Annotated in this window: 23 protein-coding genes and 1 pseudogene; 16 read left to right on the top strand and 8 right to left on the bottom strand. The window is 66.7% G+C overall.

Going from position 1 to position 24,243, the window contains the following annotated elements; all coding sequences use genetic code 11:
- Window positions 1–8: 8 nt before the first annotated feature.
- Both AB0J74_RS27305 and AB0J74_RS27300 read right to left on the bottom strand, forming a co-directional pair.
- Window positions 9–559, bottom strand: a pseudogene (locus tag AB0J74_RS27305) (vitamin K epoxide reductase family protein).
- Between the two features lie 73 nt (window positions 560–632).
- Window positions 633–827: a thioredoxin domain-containing protein gene (locus AB0J74_RS27300; protein WP_363452805.1), complete on the bottom strand. Its 195-nt coding sequence runs from the start codon at window positions 825–827 to the stop codon at window positions 633–635.
- Between the two features lie 252 nt (window positions 828–1,079).
- Between AB0J74_RS27300 and AB0J74_RS27295 the strand changes: the two genes are divergently transcribed.
- Entirely contained in the window at window positions 1,080–1,409 is a 330-nt protein-coding gene (locus AB0J74_RS27295) for a metalloregulator ArsR/SmtB family transcription factor (RefSeq protein ID WP_363452803.1), read from the top strand.
- 42 nt (window positions 1,410–1,451) lie between these two features.
- On the opposite strand, the gene AB0J74_RS27290 is transcribed toward AB0J74_RS27295, so the two are convergent.
- Together AB0J74_RS27290 and AB0J74_RS27285 are read right to left on the bottom strand one after the other, a co-directional pair.
- The gene (locus AB0J74_RS27290) at window positions 1,452–2,120 is read right to left on the bottom strand and encodes a DUF305 domain-containing protein (RefSeq protein WP_363452801.1); all 669 of its coding nucleotides are present in this window, start codon (window positions 2,118–2,120) and stop codon (window positions 1,452–1,454) included.
- Between the two features lie 148 nt (window positions 2,121–2,268).
- On the bottom strand, window positions 2,269–2,715 hold the full coding sequence (locus AB0J74_RS27285; RefSeq protein ID WP_363452799.1) for a MerR family transcriptional regulator: 447 nt from the start codon (window positions 2,713–2,715) through the stop codon (window positions 2,269–2,271).
- 19 nt (window positions 2,716–2,734) lie between these two features.
- Here AB0J74_RS27285 and AB0J74_RS27280 point away from each other — a divergent pair, with 19 nt between their 5' ends.
- Genes AB0J74_RS27280 through AB0J74_RS27270 form a run of 3 tightly spaced genes read left to right on the top strand, consistent with a single transcriptional unit; the run spans window position 2,735 to window position 5,085 of the window.
- Window positions 2,735–3,895: a glycosyltransferase gene (locus AB0J74_RS27280; RefSeq protein ID WP_363452797.1), complete on the top strand. Its 1,161-nt coding sequence runs from the start codon at window positions 2,735–2,737 to the stop codon at window positions 3,893–3,895.
- Window positions 3,896–3,918: 23 nt separating this feature from the next.
- Window positions 3,919–4,272 carry a VOC family protein gene (locus AB0J74_RS27275; RefSeq protein ID WP_363452795.1) on the top strand — a complete coding sequence of 118 codons (354 nt, stop codon included), beginning with the start codon at window positions 3,919–3,921 and terminating at the stop codon, window positions 4,270–4,272.
- Between the two features lie 30 nt (window positions 4,273–4,302).
- Complete coding sequence (locus AB0J74_RS27270) at window positions 4,303–5,085, top strand: class I SAM-dependent methyltransferase (RefSeq protein ID WP_363452793.1); 783 nt, start codon at window positions 4,303–4,305, stop codon at window positions 5,083–5,085.
- 205 nt (window positions 5,086–5,290) lie between these two features.
- Here the strand turns inward: AB0J74_RS27270 and AB0J74_RS27265 are convergent, their stop codons facing one another.
- On the bottom strand, window positions 5,291–7,408 hold the full coding sequence (locus AB0J74_RS27265; protein WP_363452791.1) for a DUF4832 domain-containing protein: 2,118 nt from the start codon (window positions 7,406–7,408) through the stop codon (window positions 5,291–5,293).
- 28 nt (window positions 7,409–7,436) lie between these two features.
- Window positions 7,437–9,221: a hypothetical protein gene (locus AB0J74_RS27260; protein ID WP_363452789.1), complete on the bottom strand. Its 1,785-nt coding sequence runs from the start codon at window positions 9,219–9,221 to the stop codon at window positions 7,437–7,439.
- Between the two features lie 198 nt (window positions 9,222–9,419).
- Here AB0J74_RS27260 and AB0J74_RS27255 point away from each other — a divergent pair, with 198 nt between their 5' ends.
- Window positions 9,420–10,178: a DeoR/GlpR family DNA-binding transcription regulator gene (locus AB0J74_RS27255; RefSeq protein WP_363452787.1), complete on the top strand. Its 759-nt coding sequence runs from the start codon at window positions 9,420–9,422 to the stop codon at window positions 10,176–10,178.
- A gap of 15 nt (window positions 10,179–10,193) precedes the next feature.
- Here the strand turns inward: AB0J74_RS27255 and AB0J74_RS27250 are convergent, their stop codons facing one another.
- On the bottom strand, window positions 10,194–11,219 hold the full coding sequence (locus AB0J74_RS27250; protein ID WP_363452785.1) for a carbohydrate kinase family protein: 1,026 nt from the start codon (window positions 11,217–11,219) through the stop codon (window positions 10,194–10,196).
- A gap of 119 nt (window positions 11,220–11,338) precedes the next feature.
- On the opposite strand from AB0J74_RS27250, the gene AB0J74_RS27245 reads away from it, so the two are divergent.
- The 5 genes from AB0J74_RS27245 (at window position 11,339) to AB0J74_RS27225 (ending at window position 16,953) form a co-directional block, all read left to right on the top strand.
- Window positions 11,339–12,235: an SIS domain-containing protein gene (locus tag AB0J74_RS27245; protein ID WP_363453096.1), complete on the top strand. Its 897-nt coding sequence runs from the start codon at window positions 11,339–11,341 to the stop codon at window positions 12,233–12,235.
- Window positions 12,236–12,621: 386 nt separating this feature from the next.
- Entirely contained in the window at window positions 12,622–13,827 is a 1,206-nt protein-coding gene (locus AB0J74_RS27240; RefSeq protein ID WP_363452783.1) for an ABC transporter substrate-binding protein, read from the top strand.
- 8 nt (window positions 13,828–13,835) lie between these two features.
- Window positions 13,836–14,783, top strand: a complete 948-nt coding sequence (locus AB0J74_RS27235) for a sugar ABC transporter permease (RefSeq protein ID WP_363452781.1) — start codon at window positions 13,836–13,838, stop codon at window positions 14,781–14,783.
- Window positions 14,780–15,625: a carbohydrate ABC transporter permease gene (locus AB0J74_RS27230; RefSeq protein ID WP_363452779.1), complete on the top strand. Its 846-nt coding sequence runs from the start codon at window positions 14,780–14,782 to the stop codon at window positions 15,623–15,625. The genes AB0J74_RS27235 and AB0J74_RS27230 overlap by 4 nt, the downstream gene beginning before the upstream one ends.
- A 32-nt stretch (window positions 15,626–15,657) precedes the next feature.
- Complete coding sequence (locus tag AB0J74_RS27225) at window positions 15,658–16,953, top strand: alpha-glucosidase/alpha-galactosidase (protein WP_363452777.1); 1,296 nt, start codon at window positions 15,658–15,660, stop codon at window positions 16,951–16,953.
- Between the two features lie 12 nt (window positions 16,954–16,965).
- Here AB0J74_RS27225 and AB0J74_RS27220 read toward each other — a convergent pair whose 3' ends face one another.
- A complete protein-coding gene (locus tag AB0J74_RS27220) occupies window positions 16,966–17,739 on the bottom strand; it encodes an IclR family transcriptional regulator (RefSeq protein WP_363452775.1) in 774 nt (257 codons plus the stop codon).
- Window positions 17,740–17,880: 141 nt separating this feature from the next.
- On the opposite strand from AB0J74_RS27220, the gene AB0J74_RS27215 reads away from it, so the two are divergent.
- From AB0J74_RS27215 to AB0J74_RS27190, 6 genes are all read left to right on the top strand, one after another.
- Window positions 17,881–18,648, top strand: coding sequence for an SDR family NAD(P)-dependent oxidoreductase (locus tag AB0J74_RS27215; RefSeq protein ID WP_363453094.1), 768 nt, complete (start codon window positions 17,881–17,883; stop codon window positions 18,646–18,648).
- Window positions 18,649–18,714: 66 nt separating this feature from the next.
- Window positions 18,715–19,698, top strand: coding sequence for an alcohol dehydrogenase catalytic domain-containing protein (locus AB0J74_RS27210; RefSeq protein WP_363452773.1), 984 nt, complete (start codon window positions 18,715–18,717; stop codon window positions 19,696–19,698).
- 43 nt (window positions 19,699–19,741) lie between these two features.
- Complete coding sequence (gene melA, locus AB0J74_RS27205) at window positions 19,742–21,061, top strand: alpha-galactosidase (protein WP_363452771.1); 1,320 nt, start codon at window positions 19,742–19,744, stop codon at window positions 21,059–21,061.
- Window positions 21,061–21,960, top strand: a complete 900-nt coding sequence (locus tag AB0J74_RS27200; RefSeq protein ID WP_363452769.1) for a hypothetical protein — start codon at window positions 21,061–21,063, stop codon at window positions 21,958–21,960. The genes melA and AB0J74_RS27200 overlap by 1 nt, the downstream gene beginning before the upstream one ends.
- Complete coding sequence (locus AB0J74_RS27195) at window positions 21,957–22,982, top strand: carbohydrate kinase family protein (RefSeq protein ID WP_363452767.1); 1,026 nt, start codon at window positions 21,957–21,959, stop codon at window positions 22,980–22,982. The genes AB0J74_RS27200 and AB0J74_RS27195 overlap by 4 nt, the downstream gene beginning before the upstream one ends.
- Window positions 22,983–23,738: 756 nt before the next feature.
- Complete coding sequence (locus AB0J74_RS27190; RefSeq protein ID WP_363452765.1) at window positions 23,739–24,164, top strand: nuclear transport factor 2 family protein; 426 nt, start codon at window positions 23,739–23,741, stop codon at window positions 24,162–24,164.
- Window positions 24,165–24,243 lie beyond the last annotated feature (79 nt).

Here is a 24,243-nt window from a genome sequence, read left to right as displayed (position 1 = left end):
GCCGCCGGTCAGAGCAGCGTGTTCCAGTAGAACCAGAACCGCTCCCCGATCAGGCCCACGAGGACCAGCAGCCAGACCGTGGGAATGGCGCTGTGGACACGCAGCAGCGAGTCGGTCAGCCGGCACGGCGCGGGTAGCACCCCACGGTCCAGGTTGCGCAAGGTGATGTAGGTGAACAGCACGATCATGACGACCAGACGACCATGCAGTACGGGCACAGCGCGCCGATGCGGTAGAGGCTCTGGAAGAACAGCCAGTGCACGAAGCCGACGCCGAACAGCGCACCCGCCTGCAGGGACAGCCACCACCAGCGCGGGAGGCGGGCGCCGGCCAGCACCGCGACGCCCGTGGCCGCCACCACTGGGAAGGCGACCAGGCCGATCAGCGGGTTCGGGAAGCCGAACACCTCGGCCTGGTCGGTCGTCATGATCGAACCGCAGGACAGGATCGGGTTGATCGAGCAGCTCGTGACGTAGGACGCGTCCTTCAGCAGCGCGATCTTCTCGACCGTCAGGATGAAGGCCGCAAGCACGCCGATGAGCCCGCCCACGGTGAGCATCCAGCCGATCAGCCGGTCGCTCAGCCCTCGCACGGCGGTCTCGACCTCGTGTCGGGCTCCGTCAGCACCTGGCTCACTCGGCAAGAACCGTGTCGATCGCGGCCTCCAGACCGTCGTACACCGGCGACTCGGTGAACATCTCGCCGTTGATGAAGAACGTCGGAGTGCCCTGAACGCCGAGCTCCTGACCACCCCCGCCGCGATGATGGCGAGCGTCACCTTCAGGTTCGGCTCGTCCCGCGGATCTGGCGCGATGCCTTGCCTGCACGGGCCTTCGCCGCCTGACCTTTCGATCCGCCGGCCTGGCCGGTGGAGTTCGCGGCGCGCCTGCGTGCTGTGGCGTTCTTGCCTGACGTCGCGTGTGGTCCTGGTCTCTCGGGGAGTAAACAGGCGCCCGGGGGCACACCCTTCCGGCCACGGGCGAGAATAGAGCGATGGCTTAACTCTCCCGGCCTCTTCGCGCCTGAGGGTTCGATGTGAAGCCCATGTGCAATACAGGCACCGATGTACCATCGCCGACGTGGAGACCCTGACCCACGGGCAGGTCCTGGCCCGCTTCGGCCACGCCCTGTCGGACCCGACCCGCTCGCGGCTACTGCTCGCCCTCCGCGACGGCCCCGGCTACCCCGCCGAACTCGCCGACCTGCTCGGCGTCACCCGGCAGAACCTGTCCAACCACCTGGCCTGCCTGCGCGGCTGCGGTCTCGTCGTGACCGTGCCGGAAGGCCGCCGCGCCCGCTACGAACTTGCCGACAACCGGCTTGCGCACGCCCTCGGCGACCTGCTCGGCCTGGTCCTCGCCGTCGATCCCGCCGCATGCCCGGACGCCGCGGGCGAGGGCTGCTGCTGAGCGCCCGTATCAGGCGCAGCTCTTGGACGAGGTAGGGCGCACCTAGATTGGCTTCGCTCCGTTTCGGTCCAGCACGTGCCCGAGCGCGCCGATCTCCGACTGTTGCCCTGTCTTCATAGCGTTCGCGAGCCAGCGCACTTGCTCGTCGTCGCTGAGCCGGAGGGCCGCCTCCGCCATCACGATGCCGCCGAGGTGATGGCGCATCATCAACTGCGCCCATAGAACGTCGAAGTCACGGCCCGTTGCGGTGCGGAGCCGGTCCACATCCGCACTGGTGGCCATACCGGGCATCAACCAGCCAGATGCGTGGCCGCTGTCATGACCCATCCACGCCATCCGGGGCTGCGCGCCAGTGGGCAAGAGTTCCCAGTCCCGCAACCAGGTCTGCATGATGCCGATCTGCCCATGCTGGGTCAGGGCGATGTCCCCACCAAGCGTTCGCACCTCAGGGTCGGTCGACCGGGCCTGGGTCAGCATCCCCATCTCTACGGCCTGCGCGTGGTGCGAAGACATGTCTCGGGCAAAGCCCGCTTCCGGGGACGCGTCGCGGTAGCCGTCACGAGAGAACGCCACCCCGCCCAGCACGCCGACGCTTGCTCCCAAGATCGCCGCAAGCGCAGTAACGAGGACGGCGGTACGGATGCGTATGCCGCGCACGCCGTGGGCGCCGGCGGTGCCAGAGTCCATTTCGCCCGGAAAATCAGAGTCCACCGCAGTAGGAGTACAGCCGCCGCTTGACTAGGCGTCTCTCGTCTTTACCGCCCTGCACGGGCACGCCCGCATCGCCCACACACGACCATCGGCCCAAGACTCCGCACCGCCGTTCACTGCCTCCTCGATGTCGACAGTTGATCATTGCTCATTTGGAACCGACGATCGCCACCGTGCCCTCGCGTGTGATCGCTTCCCGAAAACTGGGGCACTGAGTGAAGTCGGCGTGGCGACACCGAAGGACCGAGTTGATCAGGTCCAATGCTGCCCGAGTGGCGGCAATGCGGTCTTCCAGTTCTTTCGCTCGGCTGCGAAGGATCGCCGTCCTCGGTGCGGGGTCGGCCGCGGTGATCATCTGTTGGATCTGTTCGAGGCTGAGACCGGCCTGTTTGCCGCGGATAATGGCGGCCACCCGGTACGCGTCGTCGTCCGTGTAGCGGCGCTGCCCACCGACCCGCGCCGGGTCGATGAGCCCCATCGACTCCCAGTGCCGCAGGACGTGAGTGGCCAGCCCGAAGCGTTGAGCGATCTCGCCGATTGCGTACGACGCAGCTCTTGACTTCATGTCGACATTAAGCCGCAGACTCGGGATCATGTCCAACACCACCGACGAAGTGCGGCCGGTCGTCCGGCCGCTGGAAGTGGCGCAGGTCATCCGCGATGGCGGCGGCACCGCTTCCGCCGAGCTGACTGTCGCCGCCAAACTCAGGGACCGCGGCCACCGAGTGACGCTCTATGGCCCACCCGAGGTACGCGAACAGGCCCACGAGCGCGGGTTCGACCTCGAAGAACTCGCCTGGCCGCCGCAGGTCGCCGCCCAGCCGACCGAAGACCTGATCCCGCGGATGATCGGCGCGAGTGGGGCCTGGGCGCGCCGGCTGGCACCCGCGTTCGGCGAGGGCGCGGACCTCGTCGTGGCTGACTGCACTGTGTTCGGCGCGCTGCTCGCCGCCCAAGCGAGCGGTGTCCCGTCCGCGGGCCTCATGCCCACGGTGTACGTCGCCGGCGCGCCGCGTGCGAAAGCCGACCACGTCCGCGGCGACTGGTCCGCGGCACTGGAAGGTCTCAACCAGGCCCGCAAAGGCCTCGGGCTGCACCCTGTCACCTCGATCACCGAACAGATCCTCGACGTGAACCGGCTGCTGGTCCTGTCCAGCCGCACATTCGAGTTGCCAGACGTCCAGCCACCTGACCACGTCCGCTACGTCGGCCCGCAGCTGCCTCAGCTGCATCAGCCTCCGGCGGTGCGGCTGCCCGACGGTGACGGTCCGTTGGTCCTGGTGAGCCTGAGCACTACCGACCAGGGCCAACTCGACCTGCTCAAGCGGCTGCTGGCCGCAATCGCCGCGTTGCCGGTACGCGCGCTGGTGACCCTTGGGCACTCGGTTGAGGCTGAAGGGCTCGATCCACCAGCCAACGTGGTGCTCGAGCGGTTCCTACCGCATCAGTCCGTGCTGCCCCACGCCAGTCTCGTCGTCACCCACGCCGGCCACGGCACCGTGATGGCCGCCGTCAGCGCCGGCGTACCGCTGGTGTGCGTGCCGATGGGACGCGACCAACCCGCAGTCACCGCACGCGTCACCCGGCACGGCTTAGGCGTCCACATTGAACCGGACGCCGGTGTCGACGCTCTGCGCTTGGCCATTGACCACGTGCTGAACGAACCGGGCTACGGCGAGGCGGCCCGGCGGATGGCCCACGCCTTCGAACCCACAAGTCTCGTCACTGACGAGGTCGAGACGCTCGCGGCCGCGAGAATTCGCGCTCACTCGTGAGCCGGTGAAAGGAGAATGCGGCTATGGCGAACCGATGGAGCGGAATCACCGTCGACTGTGTCGACCCACAACGGCTGGCCTTGTTCTGGAGCACGCTGCTCGGCCGGGCGGAAGGGCCCTCCGAGCCTGGGTGGGTCTACCTCGGCGATCGCACCGACACCCTGCCCCGGGTCGTCTTCCAGCCCGTCCCGGAACCCAAACGAGGCAAGACCCGGATCCACCTAGACGTCTCGGTGGACGACATCGCCGTGGGCATGGCGGAGGTCATTTCCCTCGGCGGATCGTTCACCGGTGACCGGCACGACTACGACGCGGGCGTCGTAGTCGTGATGGCCGACCCGGAAGGCAACGAGTTCTGCCTGGCGCAGTACTACTGATTCGCGGTCGCTCGACGGAGAAGGGAAGGCATGTCCGAGGTAGCGGCACACTACGAGAACTTGCTGGCGCGGCATTACACCTGGATGCTGGGTGCGGATTTTGAAGAGCTCGTCGCGGAACAGCGCCAACTGCTCGACTCGCTCGACATCTCTGCGTTCGAGCCCAACGCCATCGTCCTCGACCTCGGCTGCGGATCCGGTATCCACTCGGTCGCGTTGGCTCAACTCGGCTACGCCACCGTCATCAGCATCGATGTCAGCCCGACACTCGTCGCTGAGCTGACGGCACGAACCTCGGCATACCCCGCGATCCGGCCCGTGCACGCCGATCTCTGTGCTGGCTTGGACGCCGCCGTCGAGCCCCAATCGATCGCCACCGCTGTGTGCATGGGTGACACGCTGCCGCATCTTCCAGACACCACTGCCATAGGCCGCCTGGTCGAGGACGTTTTCAACGTCCTCACTCCGGGAGGGACCTTCGTTCTCACCTTCCGGGACCTCACTATCCCGCTGGCCGGACTCGACCGCTTCATCCAGGTGCGAGCCGATCACGAACGCATCATGACGTGCTTCCTCGAGGACGAGAGCGACGCGGTACGTGTCCACGACCTCATCCACACCAGAGACGCGGACGGCACCTGGCGACTCGGCAAGAGCAGTTATCGCAAACTCCGCCTTCCTCCCACCTGGGTCAGCGGGTTGCTTCGCGAAGTTGGCTTCGTTGTCGCACCGGTAAAATCTGGCCCCTACGGAATGTGCGTCATTACCGCGCGGCGTCCAGAGCGAGCGAGGCCCGTTCGAGCAGTCCCGTAACCGAGCCCGTCACGATCATCGGGTCAACACGCCACGCCGACTTGACCGGCCCCGCTCTCTGTTGATCACAGAGAGCGGGCCAAGAGGTCACCCGGGAGGGCCAAGGCCGGCCGGAACGACCGGCCGACCTCGACTACCTCGTCGCCCTCCATGCCGTTCCCCCCGCGGCATCGGCCGAGCCGACCTCCGCAGGGCGGCGCTCACGTCACCGGTGACCCGGCGTAAAGCTGACAGTCTCGGTTCTCGAGATCTTTCCGCCGGCGTTGCGTTGCACATAGGCGAAGTACTGCGTGCCGTTGGTCAGGCCCTTGATGTGCACGCCCTTCGAGTTGTAGTTGACGTTGCGATAGAGGGTGAACGGCCCTGGCGCATCCGCCCTCTTGAGGTAGACCGAATACCCCTTCCCGTTCGCCGACGCGATCGCGAAGTCAAGGTCCACCTGGCCGTTACCTGATCTGATGCGCGTGACGGGGATGTCGTTGGCGGCGTTGACCGTTGTCGAACCGAGCAGGTTCGCGCCGAGGTCGGCGTTCCAGATGCCCTCGCCGTTGTTCGCAAACCGAATGCTGCGCTTGTTGGGGGTTGTCTCTTTGGGATCGTTGATCTTCAGGTAGATGTCGTAGTCGCCAACGGGCACCTTGCCGAACTTGTGCATGTCGATCGAGAAGCTCAGATCGCGGTACGCGGCGGTGTTGCTCGCCCTGCTGTCCAGGTCGGGCCGCCAGTCCCTCGCGTCGAGCTTGGTCAGCGCCGTGTAGGACTTGCCATCCGCCTTGGACCTCAGGACGACCGACACGTTCTTCTTGTTGACGATGTTCCCGAAGCCGACGTTCTGGATGCTTCCGTCGAACTCGAGGGTGCCGTTCTGCTTGACCCATCCGCTCGCGTTCGCGTCGCGCAGCACCAACCGGTAGCCCAGTCTGTCGCGCCAGTACTCCGCTCCGGTTCTGCCGTCGTACACGGGGTCGAAGGTCGCGTACTCCGTCCGGTACGGCTCCTCGTACGCGTTCGTCATCTTCTGCATGACGTTCTCTTTCGTGTACGTGAAGTCTCCCCACCTGTCGTGAACGTCGCTCTCGTAGTCCGCATTCAGGTAGACGGTCTGTGCATAAGAGGCTTCCCAGGCGACGAACGGATAGGTGTTCCAACGGGTCGCATCGCCTTGCGCCTCGCCGCCGTAGAAATTGTTCTGCTTCCTGATCCAGGTCATCAGCCGGCCGCGGTCATACGAGTCCGCGTCGCCCAGCGGGTTACCCGGCCATCCGGCCCCTTCGGACAGCGAACCCCAGTCGTTGGGATAGTTGTCCCCTTCGTCCTCGCCGTACGCATAGCTGTCGTTGAAGAAGCCGAAGCGCGCCTCCGGGGTACCCGCCTTCGGCGGCGGTATCTGGTCGATGTTCTCGAAGGTGTAGTGGGTGTGGTATTTCGCGTTGTACCACGACAGGAACGCTCCACCCTGGACGGTGATCGAGCGCGAGTCGGGGACGGCGTCCAGCAACGCGTTCAGGAGCCAGGCGTACGCCTGCGGACTCGTACCGAAGGTCGTAGAGTGCTCTTCGCCCCATGGACCGAAGAAACCTCCGTCCACCCCCATGATGACGTCTTCGAACTCGTGCAGGATGGGCTTCAGCTGCGCGATGTGCTGGAGCACGGTCGCTTTGTCAGGTTCGATGTCTGCGACGGACCGGTCCATGTAGCCGTCCTGCGGATGCTCGACGGAGACCCAGCTGTAGCCCAGGCCGTCGTAGTTGAAGCGGACCATGGTGACCCCGTTGCCGTTCCTGACTTCCTGAAGCTTGGCCCTGATGTAGGCGAGGGCATCCGCTGTCAAGGGTTGGGACGTGCCGCGCGGCCACGTGGGCAGGACGTTTGCCCGCCAGTAGTCGAAATGAGTCGCGTAGGCGTACGGCGGCGAGTCACCGGGCCGTGATTGGATCGACACATTCGCAGGCGCCCGATAGCTTGCGGTATATCTGGTGCCCCGCGACGTGAAGGTATTGCTCGAGTAGTTCCTCAGATCGAAGTAGATGTGGCTGATGCGGGTGTTGACGACGGCGCCCCCGACGGTCACCGGGCTGTTCCCGACATTGACGGTTCCGGGGCCCTGGCCGGTGACCGGCACCACCATCCCGTCGTTGGCCCTGTAGAACCCTCTGTCCGGGTTCGGTACGTCGACCGGGTTCTCCGTGTAGTTCAGGCCCTGCGGCACCAGCGGCGCCGACGAGCCTCCACAGGGGACTCCCCCATGAGAAAACGCGGTCATGGTCAGCAGCAGCGCCGGAGCCAGCAGGAGAGAGAGTGCCCGCGTCATTTTCTTTCGCATTGTGGATCCCTTTCTGGCGGCGCTCACGTCAGCGGGAACCGGCCGTGAAGCTCACGGTCTCGGTTCTCGAAATCTTTCCGCCGGCGTTGCGTTGCACGTAGGCGAGGTACTGCGTGCCGTTGGTCAGTCCCTTGATGTGCACGCCCTTGGCGTCGTAGTTGACGTTGCCGTAAAGGGTGAACGGCCCCTGCGCATCGGCCTTCTTGAGGTAGACCGAATACCCCTTCCCGTTCGCCGAGGCGATCGCGAAGTCGAGGTGAGCCTGCCGGATGCCGGGCGTGACCGTGCCCACGGGAATGTAGGGGTGATCATCACCAGGAATGCCGCCGTGAGCAAGCCAGTACGCCTCGAACGCGTTCCACCCGCCGCCGCCGCTCGTCCGGTTGTAGACGCCGACGTTGTCCAGGTACGCGCCGTCGAACCCCTGGCTGATGATCCGGTCGATGGAGGACGTGTTGTCACCGGTGGCGATGTTCGCGTACGGGCTGCCGCCGTTGATGATGATGTCGCGCCACTCGGGGTTCCACCACTGCACCACGGCCTCTTCGGCGTAGTTGCCGCCATAGCCCAGGGCCAGCCACGCCGGGGCGTTCTCGGGCGGCGAGTAGACGCCACTGACGATCTTGCCGGACTTCATGCTGCGTTCGGTGTTCGGGTTGGTGGGATCGATCCAGACCCAGTCGTCCTGGCAGTACCAACGGTTCTGCTCCGCCGAGCCGACGCTCAGGTACGCGATGACCTGCCGCCTGCCGCCGTTCGGCTTGTGCTTGAGGCTTTCGATCTCGGCGCGCGTCAGCGGCGTCTGGTTCCCGGGCAGCGCCCGGTGGTTGTAGAAGGAGTCGATGTAGATCACGTCGTAGTCGGAGTTTCGCAGCGCGTTGAGCCATGTCTCCCGGCCGGCGTTCTCGTCGAGACCCGCGGCCCGCCACCACCAGTCCCACTCGTCGCCGTACTGAGCTATCGCGCTCTGCACAACAGCGGCGTCTCCCGCCGGCCGGTAGCGGCCACCTGGGGACGGAACCAGCAGACCGTTTCCGTAGGAGTCGGTGATCCTCGTCCGGTCGGGCTCGCCCGCCGCGAGAGCGGCGGCCTCTTCGTCGTCCCACGTACTCCAGGCGTCGAAAGGCCGGCCGTTGATGTTGTAGAGATAATTCCGGGCGTCGGTCAGGTCGCGCACGTTCCTGGTGCCGTCAATCCTGCCGCCGAGACCGATCGTTCCCGGGTCCTCGACCCAGAAGTAGTCACCGTTCGGCGCCCAGCGCTTGCCCGGGAACAGCTGCTGAGCCAGTGTCCCGCCGATGCGCGGGTACGGGATGATGCCCCAGTTTTCGGCTCGGCGGTAGTAGTCCTGGAGCTGGGCGACAGAGTTGACGGTCGAGGTCTCGGTGACCATCAGGCCCTGCTGGACCAGCGCGATGTATGCCGCCTGCTCCGAGGTCGGAGTCACTCCGTTCCCGCTGAGGAGCAGCCCCTCCTTTCCCCAGCCATCGACGAGAGAGATGAGATCCGGCAGCACTCCCTTGTTCACGTCGCCGTCAACGAAGGCCAGAGCGGCCGCATCCTGGGGAATGATCTTGAAGTTGGGGTTTCGCGTCTTCGCGTGCAGTGCGAGCTCCATGATGAACGCCTGCATCTTGTGGGTGCGGCCCACCAAGCCGGGTCCACTCGCATAGAGCTCGTTGATCTCCGCCTTCAGGGCGACTGTCGGATCCTCCACGCAAGGCTTCGCGGCCAGCGCGGGCGCTGCGCTCATGGTCAACAACAGCGCCGAAGCCACCACGCACGGGAGGACGTACCTGATCCGTCTTTTCATGACGTTTTTCCTCTCAGCCGGTCAGGAGGTGCGCCGAGGAAGGTGATATAGCCATCTGCGGATTTTCTGCCTGCACGAGCGGCCTGGCAAGGCTTTCTTGCTCAAACGCGCGTAAATGAACTAGCTTAATTGCGCGTTTGTGTTCATGACTGCCAGGGAGCTCGCATGGCTCGTAGCACGTTGCGTCGCGCCGACCGGGTGTCGACGATCCTGGACCGCATCTCGAGCGACGGCTCCGTCGATGCTCGGGCGCTGGCGAAGGAGTTCGCCGTCTCGGTCGCCACCATCCGCCGCGACCTGCAGACGCTGGAGGACCAGAAGCTCCTGAACCGTACGCACGGCGGTGCCATCGCGGCCGAGGTCAGTTACGAGCTGCCGGTCCGCTACCGCGTCGGTCAGCACCGGGAAGAGAAGCTGGCGATCGCGCGCACGGCCGTCTCCCGGCTGCCGCACGGGCCGCTCACGGTGGGACTGACCGGCGGCACCACCACCCACGCGGTGGCGCGCCTGCTCGCCGACCGCTTCGATCTGGCGGTCGTCACCAACGCGCTCAACATCGCGGCCGAATTGGCGCTACGTCCTCGGCTGAAGCTCGTCATGACCGGTGGCGTCTCACGTACGCAGTCCTACGAACTGGTCGGTCCGATCGCCGACCGCACCCTCGGCGGGCTCAACATCGAGGTGGCGATCGTGGGGGTGGACGGGATCTCCGCACGTGCCGGCCTGACGACGCACGACGACATCGAGGCGAACACGAACGCCACGATGATCCGCCAGGCGCAGCGCGTCATCGTCGTCGCAGACGGCTCCAAGGTCGGCCGCGTCCACCTTGCCCGCATCTGTGCGCTGGAAGACATCGATGAGTTCGTCACCGACGCCGGCGCCGACCCGGCCGCGCTGGCGGCCATCTCCGCTGCCGGAGTCACCGTCACGGTCGCCAACTCCGATTCGCGCTGATCACGAACTTTATGATCAACCCGCCGCTCGGGTGTCCAAACGCGCATCGAAAGACGTCGCCATGAGCGCTTCAGCCTCGTCCCGCGTCGGCTGTCCGGCGGTGCCACCGGCACGGCGCGTGGACAGAGCGCCGCAGGCACATCCGAGCGCGAGCGAGAATGCGAGATCTGCCCCGCCGAGCCAGCCGGCGAGGAACCCCGCGTCGAAGGAATCACCGGCGCCTGTCGCGTCCACGGTTTGAACCCTGTACGCGGCGCTCCGGACCACCGTCCCGTCGTGCACCGCGACCGCGCCATCCGCCCCGTTCTTCACGACGACCAGAGTGCCGTGATCGGCGAGAACTCCCGCGGCCGCCACGTGCTCTTCATCGGCATCCGTCACCGGCCGCCTCCGCGGTGCGGCCGAACCGGTCGGCCGCTGCACTGCGGCGGCCAGCCGAACCGCCTCCTGCGTGTTCGGTAGCAGCACGTCAACAAGGCCTACAACGGTGGCGACGGAAGTCCACCGCTCCTGCGGGTCCCATCCGGTATCCAGCGACACGGTCGCGCCGGCCTCGTGGGCGCGCGCGACGAGCTGTCGTAAACCATCTCGCAGCCTTGGCTGCAGGAACGGCGAAGCGACATGGACGTGTCGGGTTCGCCGCAGCAGGGCATCGGGCACGTCGGCCGCGTCGAGGGCTGCCAGGGCGCCGGGCGCGGTGAGTACGGCACGGTCGTCGGGGCGGGCCAGCGCCACGCTGATGCCGGTCGGGACGTCGTCGGCGATGCGCACGGCGGTGGTGTCGACGCCGGCGGCGGCCAGCGTCTCGAGGACGAACCGGCCCAGCACGTCGTCGCCGACGGCGGCGGCCATCGCGGTCCGCAGACCCAACCGTGCCGCGCCGACCGCGGTGATGGCACCCGAACCACCGAGTACGAGGGCGCCGTCGTCAACGACGCGCTCGCGCTGGCCGAAGACGGGCTCGATATCGCCCCCACGCAGGATCAGATCGGGGTTGGCGTCGCCGACGACAAGAAGATCCAGTGCGCGGGGTTCGGCCACCGCATGAGCATCGCAACACGCTCGTGTTTGCACAAGTACTGCGCGAGTTTGCTCGAATCTGCGTGAATGCCGAGAAGAATTGCTTGACAGCGCACGAAGCACCGTCCGAGTATCTTGCGATGAGCACCACGGCAGATGAGATCGCAACCCAGCCCGAACTCTGGCGCCGCGCCCGGCGGCTCCTGCCGGAGGTCGCCGACCTACTGCCGGCACCTGGCCAGGACGTGTGCATCGTCGGCTGCGGCACGTCGCTCTACATGGCACAAGCGGCGGCGAGTCTGCGGGAGAGTGCCGGGCACGGCCGGACCGACGCGTTCGCGGCGTCCGAGATGCCACACGGACGCCGTTACGACGTCATCGTGGCGATCTCCCGCTCCGGCACGACATCAGAGGTCGCGAACGTCTTGAGCCGCGGCCACGCCGCGCGCTCCGTCCTGATCACCGCGGTCCCCGACGGTCCGGTAGCGGCGGCCGCGGACGGCGTCATCGCGCTGCCTTTCGCCGATGAACGTTCGGTGGTCCAGACACGCTTCGCCACCACTGCCCTCACACTGCTGCGGGCCCATGCCGGCGACGACGACGAGCGTGCCGCGACCGATGCCGAGCAGGGGCTCAACACGCGACTGCCGGTCGACCCCACCGCCGTGTCACAGTGGACGTTCCTCGGCCGCGGCTGGACGGTCGGCCTCGCCCATGAGGCTGGGCTGAAGCTACGGGAGGCCGCACAGGCCTGGACGGAGGCCTACCCCGCCCTCGAATACCGGCACGGACCTATCAGCGTGTCGGGCCCCGGTAGCGTCGTGTGGTCCTTCGGTCCACTCGACGCCGCCCTGGCACGCGAGGTGCACGCGGTCGGCGCGACGGTGGTCGACCTACCGCTCGATCCGCTGGCCTCGCTGGTCGTAGCACAGCGCGTCGCGGTCGAGCTCGCCGAAGCGCGCGGCCTCAACCCTGACACCCCGCGCAACCTGACCCGTTCGGTCGTGCTCTCCGGCGACGCGCTCACGGTGCTGTAACCATGCAGCGGCGGGTGCGCGGGCGGGTGGGGACGTCATTGACACCTCGAAATCAGCTGGATAGATTCCGTGCGCTTTATCGGACAGCGTTCGAAATCTCGAACATATGGGTCCCGGGCACGGCCTAACCTGCCGTAGCCACCACCACAACCCAGTGATCGCTCGCACCCGAACCGCTGCGCAAGGGGTGGAACGGAACGAACAGTTTCTGCTCGCACCAGCCATCACGCCGCAGCACGAGAAGGGGGAGACCTTCAGTGACCGTACGACAGCCCTACGGCAGCGTGCCCACTCGGCGAGACTTTCTACGAGGTGGTCTGAGCCTGGCCGCGCTGGCCGGGATAGGACCGATCCTGAGCGCATGTGGCTCCGATGACGACAGTGGCGTGGCGGACGACGGCACCGTCACCATCACCATGTGGCACGGGCAGAACGAACAGGGTAAGGAAACGATCGACAAGATCGTGGCCAACTTCCAGAGCAAGAACCCGAAGATCAAGGTCGACGCGAGCAGTGGCGGCGTGCTGGCCGACGCCATGCTGCAGAAGATCACCACCGCGCTCTCCGGCGGCAGTTACCCGGACATCGCCTACATCTTCGGGCCGGACATCGCCAGTGTCGCCCGCAGCCCCAAGGTCGCCAACCTGCAGTCGTTCATCACCCCACCCGAGGCGAAGTGGGACGACTTCTTCCCCGCTGCGCGCGACGCGGTGACCGTCGACGGGAAGGTGCACGGGTTCCCGGCCCTGATCGACAACCTTTGCGTCGCGTACAACAAGAAGGTCTTCAAGGATGCCGGGGTGCCGGAGCCGACCGAGTCCTGGACCTGGGACGAGTTCGTCGCCACGGCGAAGCGGCTGACCGATCCCGGGAAGGGGATCTTCGGCACGGGATGGCCCGCCGACGGCGGGGAAGACTGCGTCTGGCGTATCTACCCGATGATCTGGGACCTGGGTGGTGCCATCGTGGACGACTCCGGGCGCAAGGTCGGGTTCGACAACGACACGGGCCTGAAGGCACTGCGGACGGTCCACCAACTGGGTGCGGACAAGTCGGCCTACCCGGATACCAAGCCGGGCAGCGAGACGATGTACCAGATCTTCAACAGCAACAAGATGGGCATGATCGCGACCGGGCCGTGGCAGCTACCCGCCATCCTCGAAGCGAAGGTCGACTACGGCGTGGTTCCGCTTCCGAGCTACAGCGGGCAGCGGGTCACCATCGCCGGCCCGGACACCTGGACGGTTTTCGACAACGGATCGGCGCGGGTCAAGGCCGCCGTCGAGTTCCTGCAGTTCGTCACCGCCGCCGATCAGGACGTGCAATGGGCCACCCAGGCCGGCAGCCTGCCGCTGCGCAAGAGCACCTCCGAGTCCGCCGAGTGGAAGCAGCACCTGCAGTCCACCGTCGGCCTTGACGTCTTCTCGAACGCGCTCGGCTATGCGCGGACCCGTCCGACGATCCGCAACTATCCGCGCATCTCGCAACCCCTGGGTCAGGCAATCACCAAGATGGTCCTCAACCAGGGGACTCCCGAGGAAGCGCTCCAAGCGGCCGTGCAGGCCGCCAACGCGGCCCTTGCCGCCGGTTAGGAGCGCGGGTGGGCATCGAGCTACGGGCGGCGGTCGTCAGCCGGGAGGCGGCGAGCCGGCGGCGACCGCCCGCCAGGCGAAGGTTCGGCGAGGCGGGGACCGCCTGGGCCTATATTCTCCCGGCCTGCGTCGTCATCCTCGGCCTCGGCATACTGCCGATGGCATGGTCGCTGATCCTGTCGTTGCAGAGGTCCGACCTGATCGCGCCGGCCGAATGGGTGGGACTGCAGAACTACGATCTCCTGAGTCATGATCCCGCGTTCCGCGCCGCGGTCGGCCACACGTTGATCTACACCGCTCTGTTCGTTCCACTGTCGATCGTGGGCGGGCTCGGGTTGGCTCTGTTGCTCAACCGCAAGATCCGGTTCATCGGCGTCTATCGCACACTGGTCTTCGTGCCGTTCGTCATCTCGGCGACCGCGCAGGGCGTACTTTTCTCCTTCATATTCGATTCGCATTTCGGCCTGGCCAACGCCGTCCTGCACTGGTTCGACATTCCACCCCAGGGCTTCTTCGCCGACAAGAACCAGGCCCTGTATCTGCTCGTGCTCATCGGGCTCTGGAGCGGCGTCGGCTTCTGCGTAGTGGTCTACCTCGCGGGGTTGCAGGACATCCAGAGCGACCTGGTCGAGGCGGCGGCCCTGGACGGAGCGGGCAGGTGGGCGACGTTCCGATACGTCGTATGGCCCGCGCTGCGACCGATCACGGTGTTCCTCGTGGTCTGGGAGACTCTGCAGGCCTTGCAGGTCTTCGACCTGGTGTTCGTCACGACCCGGGGCGGTCCCTTGGAGTCGACCACCGTCGTGGTCTTCTACGTCTGGCAGCAGGCTTTCGAATTCTTCAACGCCGGCTACGCCGCGGCGGCCGCCTACGTGCTGGCCTTCGGCCTGCTGCTCCTCAGCATCGGTGTTCGCTTCGCGCGGCGCCGCGATCACGAGGTGGTGAGCCGACCGTGACCACGGTGCACGGCGCCCGGCGTCGCAGATGGCTTCCGTTCAGCCCGTGGCATCTGGTGCTCGTCCCTGTCGCGCTGCTGTTCGCGCTGCCGCTGGCCTGGCTGGTCATGAGTTCGTTCATGACCAACGCGCAGATCAACAAGTTCCCACCGACGATCATCCCCGACTCGCTGCACCTCGACGGCTATCGGTACGTGCTGAACAACGCGCTCTTTCCGCGTTGGTTCCTCAACTCCAGCATCGTGGCGCTCGTCGTCGTGGTCGGGAACCTGGTCTTCGGCGTGCTCGCCGGTTACGCCTTCGCGCGGCTGCGGTTCGGCGGTTCGAAGACGATGCTGACGCTGATGCTCGGCACCTTGGTCATCCCGTTCCAGATAACGATGATCCCGACGTTCCTCATCATGAAGAAGTTGGGGTTGATCGATACCCTCGGGGCGCTCATCGTCCCCTCGCTGGTCACTCCCTTCGCGGTGTTCCTGTTCCGGCAGTTCTTCCTGTCCCTTCCGCGGGAGATCGAGGAAGCTGCCTGGATCGACGGCTGCTCCCGCCTGAAGGCCCTGTGGCTCGTCGTGGTGCCCTTGGCCAGACCGGCGTTGGGCACCGTTGCGGTCCTGACCTTCCTGACCACCTGGAACGATCTCGCCTGGCCGCTGATCGCCCTCAACAACGACCACAACTACACGCTGCAACTCGGCCTCGCGACGTTCCAGGGACAACACCGGACACAGTGGTCGGCCGTGATGGCCGGCAACCTCATCGCCGTTGTTCCGGTGCTGATCGCGTTCCTGGCCACGCAGCGGACGTTCATCCAGTCACTGACGTCCAGCGCGGTCAAGGGCTGAACCGGATTTCGAAGCAGACAGGACGAAATCACATGACGACCATTGCCTTTGTCGGCGCCGGAAGCGTGGTCTTCACGCGCCAGTTGCTCGCCGACATCCTCAGCTTCCCGGAGCTGGCGGACGTCCGCATCGCGCTGCACGACATCGATGCCGCCCGCCTGGAGACCGCGGCGGGCATCGCCCGGCAGGCCGCCGAGCAACTCGGTGTCCATCCCTCGATCACCGCGACCCTCGACCGGCGGACGGCACTCGAGGGGGCGCAGTTCGTCATCAACATGATCCAGGTCGGTGGCATCGCCGCCACCCGGACCGACTTCGAGATTCCGGCATCGTTCGGGGTCCGCCAGACGATCGCGGACACGCTGGGCGTGGGAGGCGTCTTCCGGGCCCTGCGCACCTTCCCCGTCCTGCGCGGCATCGCCGAGGACATGCTGGCGGTGTGCCCGGACGCCTGGCTGCTCAACTACACCAACCCCATGGCCATGAACGTGTGGTGGCTCTCCGAGGTGGCGCCTCGGCTGAAGGCGGTCGGCCTGTGCCACAGCGTCTACTGGACGGTCGCGGGGCTGTGTGATCTCGTTGGTGTCCCGCTGGAGGAGACGGACTATCGGGCGGCGGGAGTCAATCACCAGGCGTGGCTGCTGCGCTGGGAGCATAGGGGCGAAAACCTGTACCGGCGACTCGACGAGCGCATCGACGCGGATCCCGAGTTGCGCCGGCGCGTGCGGGTGGACATGTATCGCCGCCTGGGCTACTACCCCACCGAGACCAGCGAGCACTCCTCGGAGTACGTCCCGTGGTATCTGCACGACGAGCGGGAGGTCGCGCGCCTGCGCATACCCGTCGACGCCTACATCGGCATCAGCGAGGAGAACGTCGCGGAGTACGAGCTGATGCGGGCGACGCTCGCCGCGGGCGAGGTCGTGCCGATCGAACACGGCGCCACGGAGTATGCCCCGCAGGTCATCCACTCGATGGTCACCGGGTCGACGCGCATCATCCACGCCAACGTGCCCAACCGCGACCTGATCGGCAACCTGCCTCGCGGTGCCGCCGTCGAGGTGCCGTGCACTGTCGACAGCCTCGGTATCCACCCGCACCGCGTCGGCGCTCTTCCGCCGCAGTGCGCCGCCCTCAACCAGGCTTTTCTCGCGGTCGGTGAGCTGACCGTCCGAGCCGCCCTGGAGGGTGACCCGAGGATGGTCCGCCAGGCGGTGATGATGGACCCGAACGCGTCGGCGACCCTGCGGGTCGACGACATCTGGGCGCTGTGCGACGAGATGACAAAGGCGCACGGCGACCTGCTCCCGGAGTCCCTGCGGGCATGACTCCGAGCCGCGCTACGGGGCCGGCCGGCGGTAGCCGAGACTCTCGGACAGACGGCCGGCGCCGTCGCGGACGAGTCGCGTGAGGTTGGTGCGGGCCTCGGCGTTCCACCGCGTCGTCGGCACCGAGATGCTCATGGCCGCGACCATCGTGCCGGTGTGGTCGCGCACGCCGGCGGCGACGCAATGAACGTCCTCATTGGACTCTGCCTCGTCGAACGCCAGACCCTCCTTCCGCACGCCCCGCAACGCCGACTTGAGTCGCGCGGCCGAGGAGTTGCTGTTGCGGGTCATCGTCGCAAGCGGGCTGTTGGGGGGATACAACACGTCGAGCGTCTCCGGTGAGAGATCTGAGAGCAGCATCTTGCCGACGCCGGTGCAGTGCGCGGGCAGGCGCCGGCCCACGGCGGAGACCATCCGGACGGGATGCGTGCTCTCCACCCGAGCGATGTAGATCACGTCGCGCCCCTCCAGCACGGCGACGTGCACCGTCTCGTCGCAGGCACCGGCGACGTCGTTGGCTACGCGATGCGCCTCGCGCGCCAGGTCGACGTGCTCGGCGAAGACGCTGCCCAACTGGAACAGGCGTACGCCCAGCCGATAGCGCGTCGGCTGCCCGGGCACCTGGACCAGGTAACGGCGATCCACGAGCGTGACGAGCAGTTCGTGCACGGTCGTGCGGGGAAGGCCGAGGCGGGTGAACACATCGCTGGCGGAAAGCAGCGGGTCCTGCAGAAACAACTCCAGGATGTCGAAGGCCCGGTTCGCGGCCGGGACGGTCCTGCCCATCGCACTCCCACCTTTTTCGATGCGTAAAGGCACCGTAACGCACGTCGATCTTTACACGGTTCGACTTCCGCCATTACAGTGCTGTCGAAATCACGAATCGTGTTCAACATACCGAACAGACGGCGGTCCGCGGGAGGTGCCATGCGTGGGCTTCGCGGACAGAGGGTGCTCGTCAGCGGCGGCAGCAGCGGCATCGGCGAGGCGACCGCTCGACGTTTTCTGGAGGAGGGAGCCCGCGTCCATCTCGGCGGCCTCGACCCAGGCGACGTGTCGGCCGCGGTGACCCGGCTGCGACGTTTCGGCGAGGTGTCGGGAACGCCGGTGGACGTCAGCGGCGAGCCGGACGTCGGGCGACTGGTCCAGGACGCGCGGGACGCGCTCGGCGGCATCGACACGCTGATCAACAACGCTGGTACGGCCTGGCGTGAGCCGTTCCTGGAGATCACACCGGATCATTGGGATCGGATGCTCGCCGTCAATCTGCGCGGCATGTTCCTCGTCGCGCAGGCCGTGAGTCGGATCCTCGTGCAGCAGCGCACCGGCGGAGCGATCGTGAACATGTCGTCCACGAATGGTGTCGCCGGCGAGGCCGACTACGCGCACTACAACGCCTCGAAGGCCGGCGTACTGCTGCTGACCAAGACCATGGCCGTGGAACTGGGCCCGCACGGAATCCGGGTCAACGCGCTCTGTCCCGGCTACATCGAGACGCCGCTGAACGCACAGATCGCCGAGAACCTGGGTGACAGCGACTTCGCAGCCGACTACGCCCGGCTCAAGGTGCCCCTCAACCGCACCGGCCAACCGGACGAGGTCGCCGCGGCCTATGCATTTCTCGCCTCCGACGACGCGTCCTTCATCACCGGCAGCGAGATCGTCGTGGACGGCGGGCAACTGGCGTCAATGTAACCCGCGGCCCCCCAACCCCTGCGGCAGGGTGACACCTGTCCGCCCTCGTCACCAACGGGAGCACCGATGAGCCAGCGCAGTGTCGCCCTCGACAACCTTCCGGCGCGGCCGCCGATGCGGGCCCTGGTCTTCACCGATCCCGGAACGATGGAGCTACAGGATGTCGCGAGACCGGAGGCGGACGCCGACAGCGTGCTGCTCGAGGTCCGGGCGGCCGGCATCTGCGGCAGCGAGCTGCACGGCTTCCGGCACGTGGGTTTTCGCAAACCACCGCTGATCATGGGGCACGAGTTCGCCGGCGTCACCCCGGACGGTCGGCGCGTCGTGGTCAATCCGTTGGTGAGCTGCGCGGCGTGCGACATGTGCCGCCAAGGGCTGCCGCAGATCTGCCGGTATCGAGAGCTCATCGGGGCCCAACGGCCCGGCGGGTTCGCCGAGAACGTCGTTGTCCCGGCGGACTCGATCCATGACCTGCCCGCAGATATGACGTGGGAGACCGCCGCGATGGTGGAACCGCTTGCCAACGCCGTCCACGCCTGGAACCGGGTCGACCTGGCGGGCACGGAGCGGGTCGCGATCATCGGCGCCGGCACGATCGGTTTGGTGTGCCTGCTCGCGGGGTTGTCCCGCGGCCTGACGGGTTTCACTGTCGTGGACCGCTCGCCGAACCGGCTGGCGCTCGCCGAGCGTCTGGGAGCGGCGTCGTGCGCGACCGAGCTTGCCGGCGAGTATGACGTCGTCCTGGACGCGGTGGGATCGCAGCTCACCCGCGAGGCCGCGGTCGATCGGGTCAGGCCCGGCGGGACCTGCGTCTGGATCGGGCTGGTCGACAACCACCCCGGCTTCGACGGCAACCAGCTCGTCCGGTTCGAGAAGCGGGTGGTGGGCTCCTTCGCCTACACGCCGCAGGAGTTCGCCGCCGCCCTCGCGCTCGCCTCGCAGGTGGACCTCGGCTGGACAACCCCGATCGCCCTCGAGGAATCGCAACGGGTCTTCATGGCCCTGGCTGAGGGAGCCACCCAACCGGTCAAGGCGGTGATCCGACTGTGACCGCGCTTGGCGGGCCGTCCGGCCGAACAGCGGAAGGAGATGTATGACGAAGATCGCGATCATCGGTGCCGGTGGCTACGAGTTCCCACTGCAGCTGATGAACGACTTTCTCTCGTTCGACAGCACGAAGGACGCCACCTATTCGCTGATGGACATCGATGCGGGGTCGTTGCGCCGCACCGAGCGGCTGGCCCGCCGGCTGGTCGAGGCGCACACGCTCACGGCCCGGATCGAGCCGACGACGAACCGTCGGGAGGCCTTGCGTGGGGCGGACTTCGTCGTCGTGTGTTTCCAGGTCGGGGGTCGCGACGCCTATGCGATCGACATGGAGATCCCTCGCCGCTACGGAATCGACCAGACCGTCGGGGACACGCTGGGCCCCGGCGGAGTCTTCCGCGGCCTGCGCTCCATGAGCGCGCTCGACGAGATCGTCTCTGACATGCGTGAACTGTGTCCCGATGCCCTGATGCTGAACTACGCGAACCCGATGGCCATCAACTGCTGGTTCGTATCCACGGCGGGCATCCGCGTCACCGGCCTCTGCCACTCCGTCCAGCACACCGCCGACGAGCTGGCCGACATCATGGGACTCGAAGCCGGGGAATGGTCCTTCCGTGCGGCTGGAATCAACCACCAGGCCTGGATGCTGGACTTCCGGCACCGGGGGCGCGACGTCATGCCCGAGCTGCGCGCCGCCGTCGCCGCCTACCACCGCGGCGACCTGGCACCGGCACGGCCGCTGGACGAGTGGTACGCCGGCGGTCGTGAGGGTGTCCGAACCGCCATCATGGACCTGACCGGGTTCTTCCAGACCGAGTCGAGCCACCACGCGTCCGAGTACTATCCGCACTTCCGGCGCTCGGCCGAGGACGTGCGGGCGCTCCTGCCGCAGCGATGGGACTACCTGGAGATCACCAGGGGCAACAACGACGCCGAGCTCGAGCGGCTCGCTGACGATTTCGCGGCGGGGACGCTGGCCGTCAGTGAGGAGTACGCCGCCCGGATCGTCGACTCCGTTGTCACGAACACCCCCAGGGTCGTCTACGGCAACGTCCCGAACACCGGTCTGATCACCAACCTTCCCGAGGGCAGCTGCGTCGAGGTGCCCTGCCTGGTCGACCAGAACGGGGTACAGCCGACGTTCGTCGGCGACCTGCCGGCCGCGTGCGCCGGCATCAACCTGGCGTCGATCGGCTACCAGCACTGCGTCGTCGAGGCCTACCGGCAGCGATCCAAGGACCTGATCTACGCCGCGGCCTCCCTCGACCGGCTCACCAGCTCGCTGCTGAGCCTGGACCAGATCCGGCGGATGTGCGACGAGATGATCGACGCCCAGCGGCAGTGGCTGCCGGACGTGCGCTGATGAGCGGCGCCGTCCCGATCGGGGACCTCATGCGCTGGTGCCGCGTCCCGGCCGAAGACCTCGTGGACCATCCTGACCGTCGCATACCGCTTCGGCTCTGCCGGGACAGCGCCGAGATGGGCCTACTCATGGCCCGGGAGCTCGTCGAGGAGATAACCCGCAGCGCGCGCGAGGGGACCACTCTGCGAATCGTCGTGCCCTGCGGGCCGAGCTGCTGGTACACGCCGTTCACCGAACTTGTCAACGCGCGCCGGGTGAACCTCTCCCACGTCGACGTGTTCCACATGGACGAATGCCTCGACTGGGAGGGCAAGCAACTACCCCGCAACCACCCGTACAGCTTCCGGGGTTTCATGGAACGGAACTTCTACGGCCCCATCGCGCCGGAACTCAACGTTCCGCAGGCCCGCCGGCACTGGCCAGAACCTGACGCTCTCGACGAGATCTCGCGCAGCCTGGTGGAGCAACCGGCCGACCTCGTGTACGGCGGGTGGGGACAGGACGGGCACATCGCCTACAACCAGGCACGCCGCCATCCCTACAGTCCCGTGACGGTCCAACAGCTGCGGGCGTCGACCGCCCGGGTGCAGGACAACAACCTCGACACCGTCATCGCGCTCGCCCATCGCACTTTCGGCGGCGCGTACCAGTTCGTTCCTCCGATGTCCGTCACGCTCGGTCTGCGGGAGATCCTCCCCGCACGCAAGATCAGATTGTTCAGCGACACCGGCGCATGGAAGCAGACGGCCCTGCGGGTGGCCCTGTTCAGTGAGGTCACCCCGGAGTATCCGATCACGCTGTTGCAGGAACACTCCGACGCGCTGCTCACGGCCACCGTCGAAACGGCGCAGCATCCGGTCAGCCAGCACCCTGAGTGGGATCTCGGCGTGCTTCCATGAGTCCGCGGACCTACGACGTTGTGGTGGCGACGGGTGGCATCGGCTCGGGCATGTTCCTTGCGCTGACGGGCGACCACACCCTTGGACGGGAAGAGAGCCGGGCGGCGACGCTGCTCGACCAGCGCGACTATTGCAAGCTCCACATTGTCTGCCACTACGTCCAACGGCTACTGGGGACCGCCGTCCGGGTCTTTCCGATCGGCAAGGTCGGCGACGACGCGAACGGCAGAACCGTCGCCGAGGAAATGCGTACGGCGGGTATGGACATGTCGTTCGTGACGGTCTCGTCCCGCCCGACACTGTTTTCGGTGTGCTTCGTCTACCCCGGTGGCGACGGCGGCAACATCACCACAACCGGCTCGGCGAGCGATTGCGTCGGGCCGCAGGACATCCGGCATGCGGGCACCGTGGTCGCGGCCCACTACGGCAAGGGCATCGCTGTCGCGCTGCCAGAGGTGCCACTCGAAGCGCGGTACGCGTTGCTCGAACTCGCGACGGAGGCGGCGTTCTTCCGGGTCGCGGCCTTCATCCCTGGAGAGCTCGAGCAGGTTCTGACCGCCGGGCTGCTCGAGAAGGTTGATCTGTTGGCCGTGAACCTCGACGAGGCAGCCGCTGTGGCCGGAATGGCGGCGGAGAATGCATCCATCCCGAGCGTGGTCGAGGCGGCCGTTCGCCGACTCGCTGGGGTGAATCCGCGCATGTCCGTCGTCGTGACGGCCGGCAGCCACGGTAGCTGGGCATGGGACGGCCAGGCCCTCACCCATGCGGCCGCCCTCGACGTCACGGTGGCCAATACCGCCGGAGCCGGCGACGCCCACCTCGCCGGACTCGTGGTGGCGACGGCGCGTGGGATCCCCCTGGCGACCGCGAACCGCTACGCCGCACTGGTCTCCGGCTTGAAGGTGACCTCACGCCACACGATCAATCCGGACCTCACGGCGGACAGCGTGCAGGCGGTGGCCGAGAACCTCGGGCTGCCGCTGCCGCCGGGCCTGCCGGGGTCACCCCACCACACCGGATAGGGGTCACGACTGCACGACCGCGCCACCACCGACCAGCACGAGGACGTGCGGCAGACCGCGGCGCGAGCGATCGCAGCGGCGTCCGGAGGACCTGAACCGCGGCGCCTCCGGCGCGTGCGACAGTCTTGGCGCCGGTCGAGTTCGCGGCCTGGTCCACCGACGCTCGCCGTAGAAGGCGGCTGTGAGATCCTCGCCAGCGAATTCACAGTCACCGATCCCGTGCTGCGAGGCGACCTCGTCCAGGCCTCCGAAGCTTCGGAGGCAAAATCCGAGCCGGGCTCACCGCATGCGCAAACCCGGACGACTACGGCCCGACATCGACCAGGAGGGTTTGGTTCGTGTCGCCCCTCGATATGAACCCAAACCCAACGCAGCCTCCCCGTCATCGATTTGAACCCCCAAGGCTCGGCTCAAAGCCGGCTCCGAGCCTTGAACGTGCAGACCGCCGAAGGAGGCCGGAACCCGTGGAGGACCACTTGCCCTGAGCTGCCGGGGCGCCGTCGCGACGCCGCGCAGCACCACTGGGCGCTGGCTTCTGATTCCTGCCGTGCGGCGGGATCATCGTGTAGGTCGCTCGATCCTGACGATCTCGATGATCGTCCGGTCCCGCCGTCGTGCCGATCATTACCGCGGCCGGCCTGATTAAGCTGCTGTCAACCAAGGTTGACGACCGTCGTTGCCGCTCCGGTATTTCAGGCCGCGGCGATGGTTGGCGCCCGAATCGGCGGATAACCAGCAGGAAAGGGGGTGGCAAAGATGGGAGAGGCACGCGAACTACTGGACCGGATGACCGTTGCGGCCATGGAAGCTCATGATGTGGACGCGACAGCGGCCTTGTACGCGGACGATGCGGTCGTCATGACTCCGGACGCGGGCGAGGTCAAGGGACGCCAGCAGATCGGGGATTACTGGCGTCAGTTCATCGATGGTTTCCCGGACGGCAGTTGGGAATCGACCAGCAAGGTCGAGTCGGGCAACAAGGCGGTCGACGAGGGCTTCTTTGTTGGCACGAACACCGGGTCGGTGCGGGGGCCGACGGGCGCGACCATGGAACCGACCGGGAAGCACGTCAAAATCCGTGGCGCCGACATCGCGACCGTGAAGAACGGGAAGATCACGGAGCATCATCTCTACTTCGACGAGCTGGATTTCCAGCGTCAGCTAGGGCTGGCCCCGAGCTGAGCGATCTCGACGAGCAGGTCCGCGGTCGCCGCGGCGACGGCTCGGCGACGACACCAGGGAGGAGCGCCGCGAGATGGTC

This window comes from Asanoa sp. NPDC049573 (genome assembly GCF_040676615.1).
Classification (GTDB): Bacteria; Actinomycetota; Actinomycetes; order Mycobacteriales; family Micromonosporaceae; genus Asanoa.
The sequence above is the reverse complement of the archived record's forward strand: the minus strand, read 5'-3'. Positions and strand labels throughout refer to the sequence as shown.